This window comes from Cryptosporangium sp. NPDC051539, assembly GCF_044454545.1.
In the GTDB taxonomy this organism is placed as follows: domain Bacteria; phylum Actinomycetota; class Actinomycetes; order Mycobacteriales; family Cryptosporangiaceae; genus Cryptosporangium.
The window spans coordinates 431,539-447,747 of the sequence record NZ_JBITDV010000007.1 but is presented as its reverse complement, the minus strand read 5'-3'; the positions used below and the strand labels follow the sequence as shown (position 1 = coordinate 447,747).

Below are 16,209 nucleotides of genomic sequence, written 5' to 3'. Positions count from 1 at the left end.
CTCCCCTACCTCCGGAAGAGCCGCCAGGCAGAAGCCTTGGCCCTTGTACCTGCTACGGCGCCGGAGCCCGCTGAGGGCGAGTCTGACAGTCGAGCGGCCCGACGCCGAGACCTCGACCCCAGCCTCTCAAGGAAACGCGCTCCCCTACCTCCGGAAGAGCCGCCAGGCAGAAGCCTTGGCCCTTGTACCTGCTACGGCGCCGGAGCCCGCTGAGGGCGAGTCTGACAGTCGAGCGGGCCGACGCCGAGACCTTGGCCTTGGTGTCTCAAGGAGGCCCGCTCGCCTGTCAGGCTCGTCCTCAGCGGGCCGCCACCTTAACGAGGAGGGCGTCGCCTTGACCTCCGCCGCCACACAGGGCGGCTGCGCCGATGCCGCCGCCTCGGCGGGCCAGTTCGAGGGCCAGGTGGAGCACGATCCGGGCACCGGACATCCCGATCGGGTGACCCAGCGCGATCGCTCCGCCGTTGACGTTGACCTTGTTCTCGATCTCCTCGGCCGACAGCCCGAGCGCCCGCGCCGAGTGGACGCCGACCGCGGCGAACGCCTCGTTGATCTCGATCAGGTCGAGGTCGGCGACGTCCAGGCCCTCCTTGCCGAGCGCGTGCTTGATCGCGTTCGCCGGCTGCGGCAGCAGCGAGTTGTCCGGGCCTGCGACGTTGCCGTGCGCCCCGATCTCGGCGATCCACGACAGCCCGAGTTCCTCGGCCTTGGCCTTGCTCATCACGACCACGGCCGCGGCCCCGTCGGAGATCTGCGACGACGAGCCGGCGGTGATCGTCCCGGCCTTGTCGAACGCCGGGCGCAGCTTCGCCAGGCCCTCGACCGTGGTGTCGGGCCGGATGCCCTCGTCGGCCGAGAACACGATCGGGTCGCCCTTGCGCTGCGGGATCGACACCGGCGCGATCTCGCCGTCGAACAGCCCGTTCTTGGCCGCGGTGGCCGCGCGCTGGTGGCTGCGGGCGCTGAACGCGTCCTGGTCCTCGCGGGACAGGCCGCTCCGGCCGACGAACGCCTCGGTCGAGGCGCCCATCGCGATGTGGTCGAACGAGTCGGTCAGGCCGTCGAACGCCATCGAGTCGAGTACCTCGATCGAGCCGTACTTGTACCCCGCGCGGGACTTCGGCAGCAGGTGCGGCGCGTTGGTCATCGACTCCATGCCACCGGCCACGACGATGTCGAACTCGCCGGCCCGGATCAGCTGGTCGGCCAGCGCGATCGTGTCGAGGCCGGAGAGACACACCTTGTTGACGGTCATCGCCGGGACCGACATCGGGATACCGGCCTTGACCGCAGCCGGACGGGCCGGGTTCTGCCCGGCACCGGCCTGCAGGACCTGACCCATCAGCACGTACTGCACCTGGTCGGCCGCGACACCGGCGCGCTCGAGCGCGGCCTTGATCGCGACGCCGCCGAGGTCGGCGGCGGAGAAGTCCTTCAGCGAGCCCTGAAGCCGCCCCATCGGGGTCCGCGCGCCAGCGACGATTACCGAAGTCATGGGGACGCCTCCGAAAGGTGGTTATTACGGGGATGTCACGTCACCATACCGATGGGTAGCTTGAACTGAGTCGTGAGAGAGGCCACAGCTTTTCGCAGGTCGCATGCGTACGTTCGCGGTCACGCTGAGAGGAGGCCACCGATGGCCATTCGCCGGATCGATCACGTCGGTATCGCCGTTCCCGACCTGGACGAAGCGCTCGCGTTCTACGAGAAGACGTTCGGCCTCGTCGCCGAGCACGAGGAAATCAACGAGGAGCAGGGCGTCCGCGAGGCGATGCTGGTCCCGGCCGACGGCGATCCCGGCACCGCCCGTCTGCAGTTGCTCGCGCCACTGCGTCCGGATTCCGCGATCGGCAAGTTCCTCGACCGCTCCGGACCGGGCCTTCAGCAACTGGCCTACACGGTCGACGACGTCGAGGAGACCAGCGCTGAACTGCGGGCCAAGGGTCTTCGCCTGCTTTACGACGCACCCCGTCGCGGCACCGCCGGATCGCGGATCAATTTCGTCCACCCGAAAGACGCCGGCGGCGTTCTGGTCGAGCTGGTGGAGCCGGGCCCCGGTCACTGACCAGCAGAGGAATAGGTCACAGCGCGGCCATCTGAATCGCTACTGGTAAGTAACATCTGCGCCTCCGACCCCCGTGATTTTGGAGGCGCCGACCCGTGAAGCAGATCCTCGAAGCGATCCTGTCTGACGAGCTTGACGCCGTAGCCGGATTAGAGGTCCCCGAGTCCTACCGCGGGGTCGTCGTCCGGAAAGAAGACGTGGACATGTTCGCGGGCCGGACGACCCGCGAGAAAGACCCGCGCGAGTCCCTGCACGTCCAGGACGTCGCGATGCCGGAGCTGGGCCCGGGCGAGGCGCTGGTCGCGGTGATGGCGTCCGCGGTCAACTACAACACGGTGTGGACGTCGATCTTCGAGCCGCTCTCGACGTTCGGATTCCTGGAGCGCTACGGGCGTCTCTCCCCGCTGACCAAACGGCACGACCTGCCCTACCACGTGGTCGGCTCCGACCTGGCCGGCGTCGTGTTGCGCACCGGGCCCGGCGTCAACCTGTGGAAACCCGGTGACGAGGTCGTCGCGCACTGTCTCTCGGTCGAGCTGGAGAGCTACGAAGGACACGACGACACGATGCTCGACCCGGAGCAGCGGATCTGGGGCTTCGAGACGAACTTCGGCGGCCTGGCCGAGGTGGCACTGGTGAAGTCCAACCAGCTGATGCCCAAGCCGTCGCACCTGACGTGGGAGGAAGCCGCGTCGCCGGGGCTGGTGAACTCGACCGCCTACCGGCAGCTGGTCAGCAAGAACGGTGCGGCGATGAAGCTCGGCGACACCGTTCTCATCTGGGGCGCCTCCGGTGGCCTCGGGTCCTACGCGACGCAGATGGTGCTGGCCTCGGGCGCGACGCCGGTCTGCGTGGTGTCCAGTCCCGACAAGGCGGAGATCGTCCGGTCGATGGGCGCGGATCTGGTGATCGACCGGAACGCGGAGGATTACCGGTTCTGGAAGGACGAGCACGAGCAGGACCCGCGGGAGTGGCGCCGGTTCGGTGCGAAGATCCGCGAACTCACCGGAGGTAAGGACCCCGACATCGTGTTCGAGCACCCGGGGCGCGAGACATTCGGCGCGTCCGTATTCGTTGCACGAAAAGGTGGAACGATCGTCACCTGCGCATCCACCTCCGGGTTTCTGCACCAGTTCGACAACCGTTATCTCTGGATGAACCTGAAACGGATTATCGGGTCGCATTTCGCCAACTACCGCGAGGCCTATCTGGCGAACGATCTGATTGCCTCCGGGAAGATTCATCCGACGCTCTCGAAGGTGTACCCGCTCGAGCAGACCGGGCAGGCGGCGTTCGACGTCCACCGGAACCTCCACCAGGGCAAGGTCGGCGTGCTCTGCCTCGCACCTGCGGAGGGCCTCGGGGTGCGGGACACGGAGAAGCGGGACCGCCACATCGACGCGATCAACCGGTTCCGCTCGCGCTGACCACCGGGGCCGGGGCGGACGCCGTGGGGGCCGTCCGCCCCGGCCCTTCGGACACATCGACGCACTGCGTCGTTTCCCGCTAACCGCGGACTGGGGCGTTCTGCCGAGTAGGGCATCAGCCGAACCGACGTACGGTGTGTCGCTTGGGATTTTGGTGTCGAATGTGAGAGAAGGTTCGCTAGATGCGACCCCTGGGGTCTGCGATAGTGGGCGGCATGCAGCCGACCCCCACCGAGAACAACCTCTCGTTCTTCGACTCTTCGAACACCGATCCGGGCTTCACCATCGCGCTGCGCGGGTACGACCGGCATCAGGTGAACGAGCACCTGCAACGACTCAACACGGAGCTGACCCAGCACCAGAGCTCCAAGGGTGAGGCCGAGCAGAAGCTCGCCGAGGCCCAGCACCGGGTCCGCGCCGTCGAGCAGCAGCTCACCGCGTTGCAGCAGCAGATGCGTAGCCAGCAGAAGCAGCTCCAGGAGAACTCGAAGCCGACGCTGAGCGGCCTCGGGACCCGGGTCGAGCAGTTACTGCGGCTGGCCGAAGAACAGGCCAACGAGCACCGCACCGAGGCCGAGAAGAAGGCCGAGGAGACGCTCTCCGCCGCCCGCCTCCAGGCTCGCGAGCTGACCGAGAAGGCCCGCGCCGAGGCGCAGTCGGTCAAGGTCGCCGCTGAGCGCGACGCCGCCGGCGTGCGCGAGGCCGCCGAGCGGGACGCGACCGAGATCCGCAACGAGGTCACCCGCGAGGTCGAGGGCAACCGCGCCACCGCCGACCGCGAGACCCGGCAGATGCGCACCACGGCCGACCACGAGGTCGCCGAGCTCAAGGCACGCGTGCACCGCGAGGTTGCTCAGCTGCAGGCCACGGCCGAGCGCGAGGCGACCCAGCTCCGGGCCGCGGCCAAGCAAGAGACCGAGCAGCTCCGCAACAAGGTGAAGGCCGAGACCGAGGGCCTCCGCACCACCGTGCGGCAAGAGACCGAGCAGCTGCGCGGCGAGGCCACCCGCGAGGCCGAGCAGAAGCGCGGCGAGGCGAGCCGCATCCTGGCCGAGGCGCGCGAGAAGCGCGACAACGACCTGCAGACGCTCGAGCTCCAGCTGGCCGAGGGCCGCGAGCGGGCCGAGCAGGAAGAGTCGCAGCGGCACGCCGCCGCGGTCGCCGAGACGCAGAAGCTGGTGGGCGAGGCCGAGCAGCGCGCCCGGGTCGCCGAGACCCGCGCCCGCGAGGTCGAGGCCCACACCGAGTCCCGGCGGAAGGCCGCCGAGGCGCAGGCCAAGGACATCGTCGAGAAGGCGCGTGCGCTCGCCGACAAGACGGTCAACGAGGCCCGTGCCGAGTCCGAGCGCCTGATGTCGGACGCCAAGGCCAACGCCGAGCACAACACCACGCAGGCCAAGCGCCAGGTTTCCGAGCTCACCTCCCAGCGGGACGCCATCACCACGCAGCTCGGGCAACTGCGCGAGATGCTGGCCGGCCTGGTGGGCGGCGGCGCGGCGGCCGCCACCGTGGCCAAGGCGGCCGAAGCCGCCAAGGTCGAGCCGGTGGAGGCACCGAGCGCGAACGGCCGCGGCTGATCGTTTCGAGTTGTATCGGTACCGGGCCCCGACGATGTGGCCGGGTGCTCGTGCGGGTGGCTGCACCCCGTCGAAGGTGTGGTGACCCGGTGGAAACACCGGGTCACCAAACGCTTTCCGACAGCTTCCGACAGAGGCGGCGGGAACGGCTCGGGCGTGGAACGATGTGGCGGTGGATCGCCGACGAGGCGATTCCCATCACCGGCGTTGACGGATGCCTGACCGCCGTTACGGGGGTCTGGCTCGGAGCGATGCGAGTATGACTGCATGTCGCAGGAGGACGGGCACGGCCTTCTCCCCGTGAGCGGCGGCGAACCTTCGCCGTCGTTCGAGGTGGTGCTGCGCGGATACGACCGACGTCAGGTCGAGGACGCGTTCGGCCGGTTGGAAAGCGAGCTGGGCGCCATCGCGGCTGACCGCGATGCCGCTTACGCGCGCTCCGACGCGTACGGCGCTCAGGTCGAGCGTCTGCACGCGGAGATCGACCGTCACCGGGGCGAGATCTACCACCTCCGCCAGCAGCTCGAGTACGCCGTCCGCAACCCGCACGCCGAAGTCAGCGCCCGCGTACAACAGATCCTCGATCTCGCCGAGGCGGAGGCGACCGAGCTCCGGTCGACGGCCCAGAACGAGCTGCTCGGGGCACGCAACACCGTCCAGCGCGCCGCCGCCGAGGCCGAGGCCGCCGCGCACCGCGTCCTCGACGACGCGGCCCAGGACGCCAGGGGCTTACTTCGCGACGCCGAAGAGGAGATGACCCGGCAGCGCGAAGAGGCCGAGCGCGAACTCGTCGAGCACCTGATCGGGCTGCGGGAAGAAATCGCCCGCGCGCAGGAGCTCATCGACGAGAACACCGCCGAGGCCCGCCGCCAGGCGGACGCGATCCTGCAGGAGGCCGAGGAGCGGGCCACCCAGATCCCGGCCGACGCGGAGACCTACGCCGAACAGGTGCGGGCCGACGCCGACGACTATTCCGAGACGATCCGGTCGAAAGCTGACGCCTATTCGGCGCAGGGCCGGTCCGAGGCCGATGCCTACGCGAGCCAGATCCACGCGGCGGCCGACGCGCGGCTGTCCGCCGCCATCAGCGACGCCGAGGAGCAGGCCGAGCAACTCGCCGCCGAGGCGCGGGAGCTCGCCGGCACGATCGAGGCCGAAGCCCGCGAGCGCGCCGCCGCGCTGATCGAGCAGGCCGAGAACCGGGTCGCCGAGGCCGAGCAGCGCAAGGCCGACGCCGCCGTCCAGGCCGCGAAGGTGGTCAAAGACGCCGACAACCACGCCGAGAGCGTCGCCCGCGAGGCCGACGACTACGCGAAGACCGCCCGGCTCAACGCCGACGAGTACGGCAAGGCCACCCGCAAGGAGGCCGACGACCACGCCGAGCGGGTCGCCCGGCTCGCCGACGACCACGAGAGCACGGTCCGGCTGGGCGCGGACGAGTACTCGCAGAGCACGCGCCGCGAAGCCGAGACCTACGCGACCAACACGCGGGCCGAGGCCGACTCGTACCAGGCGTCCACCTCGACGTCGGCCGACGAGTACGCGGAGACCACCCGCCGGCAGGCGGACGAGCACGTCGCGGCCGCGAACCGCAAGGCCGACGACCACGCCGAGCGGGTCGCGCGCGAGGCCGACGACTACTCGAGGGGCACCCGCCGCGAGGCCGACGAGGCCGCGCTGCGGACGACCGGTGAGGCCAACGCCGCGGCGGCCCGGGTCACCGCGGAGGCGGCCGCCGAAGCCACCCGGCTCACCGAGGAAGCCCAGCAGCGTGCGGACGAGCTCACCCAGGAGGCCGAGGCCCGCCGGCTCGCGCTGACGACGCAGGCGAGCGAGGAGGCCGCCCGCATCGTCGGCGACGCCGAGCGCACGGCGTCCGCGCACACCGCGCAGGCCGACGAGCAGGTCCAGGCGATGATCGACTCGGCCGAGCAGCAGGCCGCGCAGGTCACCCGCGTCGCCGACGCGACCGCCGAGTCCACCGTCGCCAAGGCGCAGGAGCGGGCCCGCACGATCATCTCGGTGGCCGAAGACCGGGGCCGCGACCTGGTCACCGGCGCCGAGCGGCGCTCCAAGGAGATGGTGGCGGACGCCGAGCGGCGCGCCGCCGCGGTCCGCAGCGCCGCCGAAGAGAAGGCGGCCGCACTGGTCTCCGGCGCCGAGGAGCGGGCCAGGGCCTTGGCGGCCGAGGCCGAGCAGCGCGCCGACGAGGTCGTCACCGAGGCGCACGAGCAGGCCGCCCAGGCGGCCGCCGACGCCGCCGAGGCGACCGCGGACGTGTTCCGCCGCGCCCGCGAGGCCGAGGACGCCGCGGCCCAGGCCGTGGCCGACGCCGACGAGGCCGCCGCCGAGACGATCGCGCAGTCCGAGGCGACGGCGGCCGAGCTGGTCCGGACGGCGCAAGAGAAGGCCAACGACCTGCGCGGCCAGGCCAAGGAACTGATCAAGAACGCCGAGGACGACCGGGAAGAGGCGGCGTCCGCACTCCGCGAGGCGCAGGAGAAGCTCAACGCCGCCGAGCAGGAGGCCTCGACGACGGTCGCCGGCGCCAAGATGGTGGCGCGCCTGCGGGCGAACGAGCTCACCGAGGCGGCCGAGAAGAAGGCCGGCGAGACGATCGCCGCGGCCGAGGCGATCGCGAACGAGACCATGAAGGTCGCGGACGACCACGCCGAGCGGGTGGCGCGGGAGTCCGAGGACTACTCGAACACCACGCGCCAGGAGGCCGACGAGCACAGCACCACCGTGCGGCGTTCGGCCGACACCTACGCGGCGACGACCCGCCGGGACGCCGACAACCACGCGCGCCGGGTGACGGCCGAGGCGTCGGCCCGGCAGGCGGCCGCGGAGAAGCGGGCGGTCGAGGTGACGGCGGCGGCCGAGGCGTCGTCGACCGAGATGGTGAGCAAGGCCGAGAAGAAGGCGTCGACGCTGCTGTCGGAGGCGACGCAGGTGGCGACGACGGCGACGGCCGAGGCCGACGAGTACGCGTCGCGGGTGCACGCCGAGGCCGAGGAGATGTCGCGGTCGGCGACCGAGGAAGCGGCGGCCCGGGCCGAGCGGATGATCACGAACGCGGTCGCCGAAGCGGAGCGCATCGCGGCGGACGCGAACTCGCGGGCCAAGAAGATCCTCGATGACGCCCGCACCAAGGGCGCGACGATGCAGCGGGACGCCGAGCTGCGGGCGCGCAACACGAAGGAGAAGGCGGGGCTGGAGTCGCACTCCACCACCCGAAAGGCGCGCGAGGAGGCGGAGAAGACCGTCGCCGGCGCGCGCAAGGAGGCGGAGCGGCTGCGCACCGAGGTCGCGGCGCTGATCGAGCGGCGCGAGCAGATCAACGGTGAGCTCAACCGGCTGCAGGACGCGCTGTCCGGGCTCGGCGGGGGGCTGCTGGCCGGTCTTTCCGCGATGGCACCGCCGCCCCCGGCCCTGCCCCCGGCTTCGGCTTCGGTTGAGGCGCCGCGGGGGGATGACGTGCGGGAGCAGGGTGAGCCGTCGGCGGCTTCCGAGGCGTCGAAGCCGGAAGCGCCGAGGGACACCTCTGCCGACGACGACACACCGTCCGAGCCCCAGAAGCCCGAGGCCGCGAAGCCCGAGGCCGCGAAGCCCGAGGCCCAGAAGGCCGAGGCCCAGAGGCCTGAGGCACGCGGGTCCGAGGCACGTGGGTCTGGGGCACGTGGGTCTGAGGCGCACGGGTCCGAGGCGCACCGGCCTGAGGCGCACGGGCCTGAGGCGCATGGGCCTGAGGGGTCGATGTCCGGGCCTGCGTCTAGCCGGACGCTCCGGACGGACCCCCCCACGCCGAACGGTGCCGCATCAGACGGCGCCGCGGCGAACGACGCTGCGTCGAACAGCAGCGCGTCAAACACCGCCGCGTCAAACGGCGCCGCATCCAACATCGGCGGCACCGGGTCAGGCCGCGGCGCGCCGAACAGCGGCGCGCCGAACAGGGCCGCCTCGGACAGCGGCGCGTCGGACAGCGGCGCGTCGGACAGCGGCGCGTCGGACAGCGGCGCGTCGGACAGGGCCGCCTCGAACAGCGCCGCACCTAACAGCGCCGCATCAGGCGGGACCGCATCAGGCGGGACCGCGTCAGACAGCGCCACGGCGAACGGGGGCGTCTCCAACAGCGGCGGCACCGCGCCGGACCGCGGTGCGGCAAACGGCGGTGCGTCGGACAGAGCCGCCTCAAACGGAGCCGCATCGAACGGAGCCGCATCAGGCGGGACCGCGCCAAGCGGCATCGCGCCAAGCGGCATCGCGCCAAGCGGCATCGCGCCAAGCGGCATCGCGCCAAGCGGCATCGCGTCCTACGGAGCCGGGCCGGGCGGGACCGCGTCGAACAGCGCCACGCTGAACGGGGCAGCCTCCAACAGCGGCGGCACCGCGCCGGACGGCGGCGCGTCAAACGGCGGCGCGTCGGACAGAGCCGCCTCGGACAGAGCCGCCTCGGACAGAGCCGCCTCGAACAGAGCCGCACCTAACAGCGCCGCATTGAACGGGGCCACCTCCGACAGCGGCAGCACCGCGCCGGACGGCGGCGCGGCAAACGGCGGTGCGTCGGACAGAGCCGCCTCAAACGGAGCCGCATCAAGCGGCATCGCGTCCTACGGAGCCGGGCCGGGCGGGGCCGCACCGAACGGGACCGGGTCGAACAGGGCCGCACCGAACGGGGCCGCGTCGAACGGGGCCGCACCGGCCAGCGGCGCGGTGAACGAGGCCGCGTCGAGCAGGGCCGGGGTCCGGATGTCGGCTGGGCCGGGCGGGAGCGACGAACCCGCTCCCCCGCGCCAAAGCCTGGGCGCCCGGCTGGCCGCCAGCCCGCACCCCACCAGCCCGCGACCCACCGACCACCGATCGGCCGACCCCCGGCCCGCCGCCCAATCAGCCGGCCCGCGCGCTGCCGACCAACCCCGTACCCCCGGCGCGCACTCCGCCCCCGCGCACCCGACCCCGGCGCACCCCACCCCAGCGCACCCCACCTCCGCGCACCCCACCCCTGCGCACAGTGCCTCCATGCACCCCGCTTCCGGGTACAACGCCCCCGCGCACCCCACCCCTGCGCACAGTGCCTCCATGCACCCCGCTTCTGAGTACAACGCCCCCTCGCACCCCGCTCCCGCCCAGCGCGCTGCCCCGCAACCCACCGCCGCGCGACCCGGCGGAACGCAACCCACCGCCGCGCGACCCGGCGGAACGCAACCCACCGCAACGCGACCCGGAGGAACGCAACCGACCGGAGCGCAACCCACCGCAACGCGAACCACCGGCGAGCAACCCACCGGCGCGCGCCCCGGAGGAACGCACCCCGGAGGAACGCACCCCGCCGGAGCGCAACCCACCGCAGCGCGACCCACCGGCCAGCAACCCGCCGGAACGCAACCCGCCACCTCTCAAGCCACCTCCCCCCACGGAGGCGGGTCCGAGAGCGGGGTGGCTCCGCAAACGCCGGCTGCTCCCTCGTCCGGATCGGAAGCAGTGGCAGGAAACGGCCGGGCGGCCGACGACGCAGACCGCTCGGGGCGGCAGCGGACGACCCGCTCGCTGGGCCTGCTCGACGACGAGCGTGCAACGGTCGGCGTCGGACCGACCCTCGACCTCACCTGGCGCGCCGACCGCCGCGACGACCGACGGGACGACCGTCGGGACGGCAAACCCGCTTAGACGCCTGCCCGCTCAGACGCCTGCCCGCTCAGACGCCTGCCCGCTCAGACGCCTGCCCGCTCAGACGCCTGCCCGCTCAGACGCGGGCCAGCAGCGTACGGACCGCGCCGTCGAACGCGGTCGGGTCCTCGATCGCGGTCAGGTGGCCGGCATGCGGGATCTCGACCACCTGCGCGTCCGGCAACGCGGAAGCCAACGCCGACACGTCGGCGTCGGTGATCAGCGCGTCCTCCTCGCCCGAGATGATCAGCGCCGGAACGTTCGCTCCCCGCAGCACCTCGAACGAGTCGGCCCGCGACGCCATCGCGTACTGCGCCCACGCGGCCGCACCCACCGGCGCGGCCAGGATCGCCGCCCGCGCCGCCTCCGCGACCGCGGGCTTCGTCGTCTGCGTCGTCTTGCCCAGCAGGTTGCCGAACATGTTCTCGATCAGCGGCTCCGCCGACCGGGTGTGCTCCAGCGCGTGTGCGATCCCGATCCGGTTCGCCGCCGCCTTCTCGTTGTCGGCCGACGCCTTCGTGTTCGCGAGCACCAGCCCGAGCACCCGCTCCGGATACCGCCGCAGGAATGCCATCGTGACGTACCCACCCATCGAGCAGCCCCCGAGCACGACCTTCTCGAGCTTCAAATCGTCGAGCAGCAGCGCCAGGTCGTCCGCCAGGACGTCCATCGAGGGCTCTTCGTCGCCGAGCGGGGAATCGCCCCAGCCGCGCTGGTCGGGCGTGATCAGCCGGCACGTGTCGGCCAGCAGCCAGTGCTGGGTGGCCCACATCGCCGAAGAGAGCGGGAACGCGTGGAGCAGCACCAACGGCGTGCCGTGCCCGCTCTCCTGGTAGGTCAGCTCGACCGTCACGGTTCCCCCTGGTTAGTCCTGCGGCTCCGGTCGCGGCACGTCCGCGAACGCAGCCACGGTCCGGTCTGCGTACTGGCTGGCATCTCCAGTTTCCATGGGTCCGTCCCATTCGCGTGGGAGCGGCACCACGTCGGTTGACACGGTTCGCGCGACGATTTCGTCGAGTACCCGCTCCGCATAGCCCACCCAGAGGTGCTTCGCACCGGCCACGGGGACGATTTCTGCCTGGGTGAGCGGTTCGAACTTGACCCGGGCCTCGTCCGGGCGCAGGAAGTCGTCGAACTCGGGTACGAGGGCCGTCACCGGCTTCCCGGACTCCGCCCAGACGCGGAGGTGCTCCGGGCGGCTGAAGCGCAGCGGGGGCGAGAGCAGGATCGCGCCGACGATGCCCGGATCGCACCCGTACATCAGCGCGAGGTCGGTGCCGAACGACCAGCCGACGATCCACGGGTTCGGGAGCTCCTCGAACTCCGCGTACTCGATGGCGGCCGCGACGTCGAAACGCTCGTCGACGGCCGAGGAGAACGTTCCCTCGCTCGTCCCCCGCTCCGACGTCGTCCCCCGCGTGTTGAACCGGAGCACGGCGACGCCGGCCAGCGCGGGGAGGCGCTGAGCGGCCTTGCGGAAGAGATGGCTGTCCATCATGCCGCCGTGGGTCGGCAGCGGGTGCAGGCAGACCAGCGTCGCCGCCGGCGGCCGGCCCACCGGGAGGGCCAGCTCCCCGACGAGCGTCAGCCCGTCCGCCGTCTGCAACGTGATGTCCCGGCGCTCGGCCGGCAGAACAGAGTTAGCGCTGATACGGGCCACCCGTCGATCCTCCCACCAGCCACCCCGAGCGCCGGACGCCTGTCAGCGTCGTCCTGAGCGGGCCGCCCGCGCCCAGCACGGCGAGTGCCAGTGCCTCCGGTCGTCGGGGCCGGCCTGGCCGGCCCAGGCTCCCGACTCCGGCCAGACGACCACGTGCGCGGTACCAGGACGGACCTCTTGCTGGCAACCCGGGCACCGGTACGTCTTCCCGGCCGACGAACCGGCCAGCTGACGCACGACCCACCCGTCCTCGACCGTGTCGACGACGGGTACGTAGGGCTCGCGAGGACCGGGGTCGGTCTCCCGCCCCCGGCGCCGCTGATGGTTGTGCCGTCCCACGCTTACACAGCGTGCCGCATCGCTGAATCGTTCCCGCCACCCGGGTAAGTCACTTCCGCGCGTAGTCCCGGAACCCACGCTTCGTCTTGCGTCCCAGATACCCCGCCGCGACCAGGTGCGACAGCAGCGGCGACGGGGAGAACCCGGGCTCGTGGAACTCCGCGTGCAACTCCTTCTGGATCGCCAGCGACACGTCCAGCCCCACGACGTCCAGCAACGCGAACGGCCCCATCGGATACCCGAACCCGAGCGTCATCGCGGTGTCGATCTCGTCCGCGTCCGCGTAGTGCGCGTCCAGCATCGCGACCGCGTCGTTCAGGTACGGGAACAGCAGCGCGTTCACGATGAACCCGGACCGGTCCCGGCAATCGACCGGATGCTTCTTCAGCACACGGGTCACCGCGTGCGCGGTCGCCAGCACGTCCGGAGCGGTCGACACCGTCGAGACGATCTCGACCAGTTTCATCACCGGCGCCGGGTTGAAGAAATGCAGTCCGACGACGTCCTGCGGACGCTTCGTCGCGGTCGCGCACTCGATCACCGGCAGGCTCGACGTCGTCGTCGCCAGCACCGCGCCCGGTTTGCAGACCGCGTCCAGCGTCGCGAACAGTTCGCGCTTCACCGTGAGGTCCTCGACGATCGCTTCGACGACCAGGTCGACGTCGGCCAGGTCGTCGTAGGTCGCGCTGCCGGTCACCCGCGCCAGGACCTCTTCGCTGGACGCGAGCTTGCCCTTGACGACCGCCCGCTCGAGCGATTTCGTCAGCGCGGCCAGCACCGCGTCGCTCTTCGCGGCGCTCCGGGTCACGAACGTGACCGGGTACCCGGCCTTGGCGAACACCTCGATGATGCCGGTCGCCATCGTCCCCGACCCGACCACGCCGACCTTCCGCACGGTCCGCACGAGGTCGGCGTCCACCGCGCCCGCGGACGGATCCGGCGCCACCGAGCCGTCCACATAGGTATAGAAGCCGCGCCCGGCCTTCACTCCGAGCAGACCACCGGCGATCATCTGCTTGAGCAGCGGCGACGGCGCGTGCCGCCGGTCGCCGCTGTGCGCGTGCAACGCGGTCAGCACGTCGAACGTCGTGTCGAGCCCGATCCGGTCGACGACGGCCAGCGGCCCGGACGGCAGTCCGCAGCCGTACCGCATCGCCGCGTCGACGTCGTCGCGGGTCGCGTAACCGGACTCCACGAACGACACCGCCTGGTTCAGATACCCGAACAGCAGCGACGACGTGATCAGCCCCGGCCGGTCCCCGACGACCAGCGGTTGCCGCCCCAGCCGACCGGCGAGGAGGTCGAGCACGTCGTCGACGACGTCGGGGTCGGTGAACACCGTCCGCACGACCTCGACGAACGTGTCCCCGACGACGTGCAGCCCCAGGACCCGGCGCGGGTGCTCGACCGCCACCGCCAGTTCCGTCACCGACAGCGCCGACGCCGTCGTCGCCAGCACCGCGTCCGGCCGGAGTGTCGCCGACAACTCCCCGAGCACTCGCTGCTTGAGCTCGAGCCGCTCGGGCACGGCCTCGATCACGAGGCCGGCGTCCGCGACCGCGTCCACCGAGGCCGACACCGGAACGGAAACCCGTGCCCGGGCGGCCGCGTCCGTGTCCACCCCCACTACGTCGAAGCCGGCGCGGGAGAGAACCTCCGCGAGTTCCGCTCCCAGCGTTCCCAGACCGATGATTCCGATGCGCGTGAAGTCCCTGGACACGGTCGCCCCTCTCCTAGCTGGCCGTGGATGCCGAGGAGCCTGACATACCGATCAGTAACCTGGGCCGAACCATGGCCCGCATCACACCGCTTACGGGGGCTTGCCCCCATCTGAACCGAGTCACCTGGGTTACTCGCGAGTCAAGTTCGGCCCACCGGCGCGACGCAAGCGTCCTAGACTCGCGGCCAACCACTCCCTCCGCAGGAGGTCCCGATGACCGTGACCGACCAGACCTCTACCGAACGTCCCGGCACTCCGGCGTTCGTCGACGGGTTCCTCGTCTCGTCGAGCCCGGTCACCGGCGAGGAGGTCGGCCGCGTCCCGGTCAGCGACGCCGCCGGCGTCGGCACGGCGGTCGAAGCGGCCCGGGCGGCCGCGGTCTGGTGGGCCGGCCTCGGCTACGCCGGACGCCGGGCCCGGCTGCTGCGGTGGCGGGCGACGATCACCCAGCGCCTGGACGAGATCACCGACCTGATGCACCGCGAGAACGGCAAACCGACCGACGACGCGATGCTCGAGCTCCTTCTGGTCGTCCACCACATCGACTGGGCCGCGAAGAAGGCGTCGAAAGTGCTGGGGCCGCGGCGGGTGGCGTCCGGGATGCTCGCGTCGAACATCGCGGCCACGCTCGAGTACGCGCCGCTGGGTGTCATCGGCGTGATCGGGCCGTGGAACTACCCGGCGTTCACGCCGATGGGCTCGATCGCGTACGCGCTGGCCGCGGGCAACGCGGTGGTGTTCAAGCCGAGCGAGTACACCCCGCTGGTCGGTCAGTGGCTGGTCGACACGTTCGCCGAGATCGTCCCCGAGCACCCGGTGCTGACCAGCGTCCACGGCGGCGGCGAGACCGGTGCGGCGCTGACGACGGCCGGTGTCGACAAGATCGCGTTCACCGGGTCGACGGCGACCGGCAAGAAGATCATGGCCGCCGCCGCGGCCACCCTGACGCCGGTGCTGATCGAGTGCGGCGGCAAGGATCCGCTGCTGGTCGACGCCGACGCCGATCTGGACGCCGCGGCCGACGCCGCCGTCTGGGGCGGCATGTCGAACGGCGGGCAGACCTGCATCGGCATCGAGCGGGTGTACGTCCACGAGGCCGTGTACGAGCCGTTCCTGGCCAAGCTCACCGCCGTCGCCCAGAGCGTCACGCCCGGCGAGGCCGCCGACGCCCACTACGGCCCGGCCACGATGCCGTCGCAGCTCGACGTGATCCGACGGCACGTCGACGACGCGCTCGCCCGCGGCGGTAAGGCCGTCGTCGGCGGCGCCGAATCGGTGAGCGGGCCGTTCGTCAGCCCGGTAGTGCTCACCGACGTCCCGGAAGACGCCGCGGCCGTCCAGGAGGAGACGTTCGGGCCCACGCTCACCGTGAGCAAGGTCAAAGACATGGACGAGGCCGTCGAGCGCGCCAACGGCACGCCCTACGGCCTCGGCGCCGCGGTGTTCTCGAAGCGTCGCGGGGTCGAGCTCGCCCGTCGGATCCGGTCCGGGATGACCGCGGTCAACTCGGTCGTCTCGTTCGCGGGCGTCGCGTCGCTGCCGTTCGGCGGCGTCGGCGACTCCGGTTTCGGCCGCATCCACGGCGAGGACGGCCTGCGCGAGTTCGCCCGCCCGAAGGCGATCGCCCGCCAGCGCTTCGGCCTCCCGATGGCGATCTACAGCTTCACCCGCACCGACAAGACCAACGCGCTCCTGACGCGCACGATGCGCTCCCTCTACGGACGAGGAGCGCGCTCGCGCTGACGCGCACGGCA

At 71.5% G+C, this 16,209-nt stretch carries 10 protein-coding genes; 5 read left to right on the top strand and 5 right to left on the bottom strand.

What is annotated here, in order from left to right; translation table 11 throughout:
- Positions 1 to 298: 298 nt before the first annotated feature.
- Positions 299 to 1,495, bottom strand: a complete 1,197-nt coding sequence (locus ACIBZJ_RS24005) for an acetyl-CoA C-acetyltransferase (protein WP_395933100.1) — start codon at positions 1,493 to 1,495, stop codon at positions 299 to 301.
- A 141-nt stretch (positions 1,496 to 1,636) separates the two neighbouring features.
- Between ACIBZJ_RS24005 and mce the strand changes: the two genes are divergently transcribed.
- The 4 genes from mce (at position 1,637) to ACIBZJ_RS23985 (ending at position 10,736) form a co-directional block, all read left to right on the top strand.
- Positions 1,637 to 2,065: a methylmalonyl-CoA epimerase gene (gene mce / locus ACIBZJ_RS24000; RefSeq protein ID WP_395933097.1), complete on the top strand. Its 429-nt coding sequence runs from the start codon at positions 1,637 to 1,639 to the stop codon at positions 2,063 to 2,065.
- A 95-nt stretch (positions 2,066 to 2,160) separates the two neighbouring features.
- A complete protein-coding gene (ccrA, locus tag ACIBZJ_RS23995; protein ID WP_395933095.1) occupies positions 2,161 to 3,492 on the top strand; it encodes a crotonyl-CoA carboxylase/reductase in 1,332 nt (443 codons plus the stop codon).
- Positions 3,493 to 3,707: 215 nt separating this feature from the next.
- Positions 3,708 to 5,069 carry a cell division protein DivIVA gene (locus ACIBZJ_RS23990; protein WP_395933093.1) on the top strand — a complete coding sequence of 454 codons (1,362 nt, stop codon included), beginning with the start codon at positions 3,708 to 3,710 and terminating at the stop codon, positions 5,067 to 5,069.
- 267 nt (positions 5,070 to 5,336) lie between these two features.
- Complete coding sequence (locus ACIBZJ_RS23985) at positions 5,337 to 10,736, top strand: hypothetical protein (RefSeq protein WP_395933091.1); 5,400 nt, start codon at positions 5,337 to 5,339, stop codon at positions 10,734 to 10,736.
- 76 nt (positions 10,737 to 10,812) lie between these two features.
- Here ACIBZJ_RS23985 and ACIBZJ_RS23980 read toward each other — a convergent pair whose 3' ends face one another.
- Genes ACIBZJ_RS23980 through ACIBZJ_RS23965 form a run of 4 tightly spaced genes read right to left on the bottom strand, consistent with a single transcriptional unit; the run spans position 10,813 to position 14,455 of the window.
- Positions 10,813 to 11,589: an alpha/beta fold hydrolase gene (locus ACIBZJ_RS23980; protein ID WP_395933089.1), complete on the bottom strand. Its 777-nt coding sequence runs from the start codon at positions 11,587 to 11,589 to the stop codon at positions 10,813 to 10,815.
- A gap of 12 nt (positions 11,590 to 11,601) precedes the next feature.
- Complete coding sequence (locus tag ACIBZJ_RS23975; RefSeq protein WP_395933087.1) at positions 11,602 to 12,396, bottom strand: alpha/beta hydrolase; 795 nt, start codon at positions 12,394 to 12,396, stop codon at positions 11,602 to 11,604.
- A 42-nt stretch (positions 12,397 to 12,438) separates the two neighbouring features.
- On the bottom strand, positions 12,439 to 12,735 hold the full coding sequence (locus ACIBZJ_RS23970; RefSeq protein WP_395933085.1) for a hypothetical protein: 297 nt from the start codon (positions 12,733 to 12,735) through the stop codon (positions 12,439 to 12,441).
- Positions 12,736 to 12,784: 49 nt separating this feature from the next.
- On the bottom strand, positions 12,785 to 14,455 hold the full coding sequence (locus ACIBZJ_RS23965; protein ID WP_395933083.1) for a 3-hydroxyacyl-CoA dehydrogenase family protein: 1,671 nt from the start codon (positions 14,453 to 14,455) through the stop codon (positions 12,785 to 12,787).
- 213 nt (positions 14,456 to 14,668) lie between these two features.
- Between ACIBZJ_RS23965 and ACIBZJ_RS23960 the strand changes: the two genes are divergently transcribed.
- A complete protein-coding gene (locus ACIBZJ_RS23960; RefSeq protein WP_395933081.1) occupies positions 14,669 to 16,198 on the top strand; it encodes an aldehyde dehydrogenase family protein in 1,530 nt (509 codons plus the stop codon).
- The last annotated feature ends 11 nt before the right edge of the window (positions 16,199 to 16,209 follow it).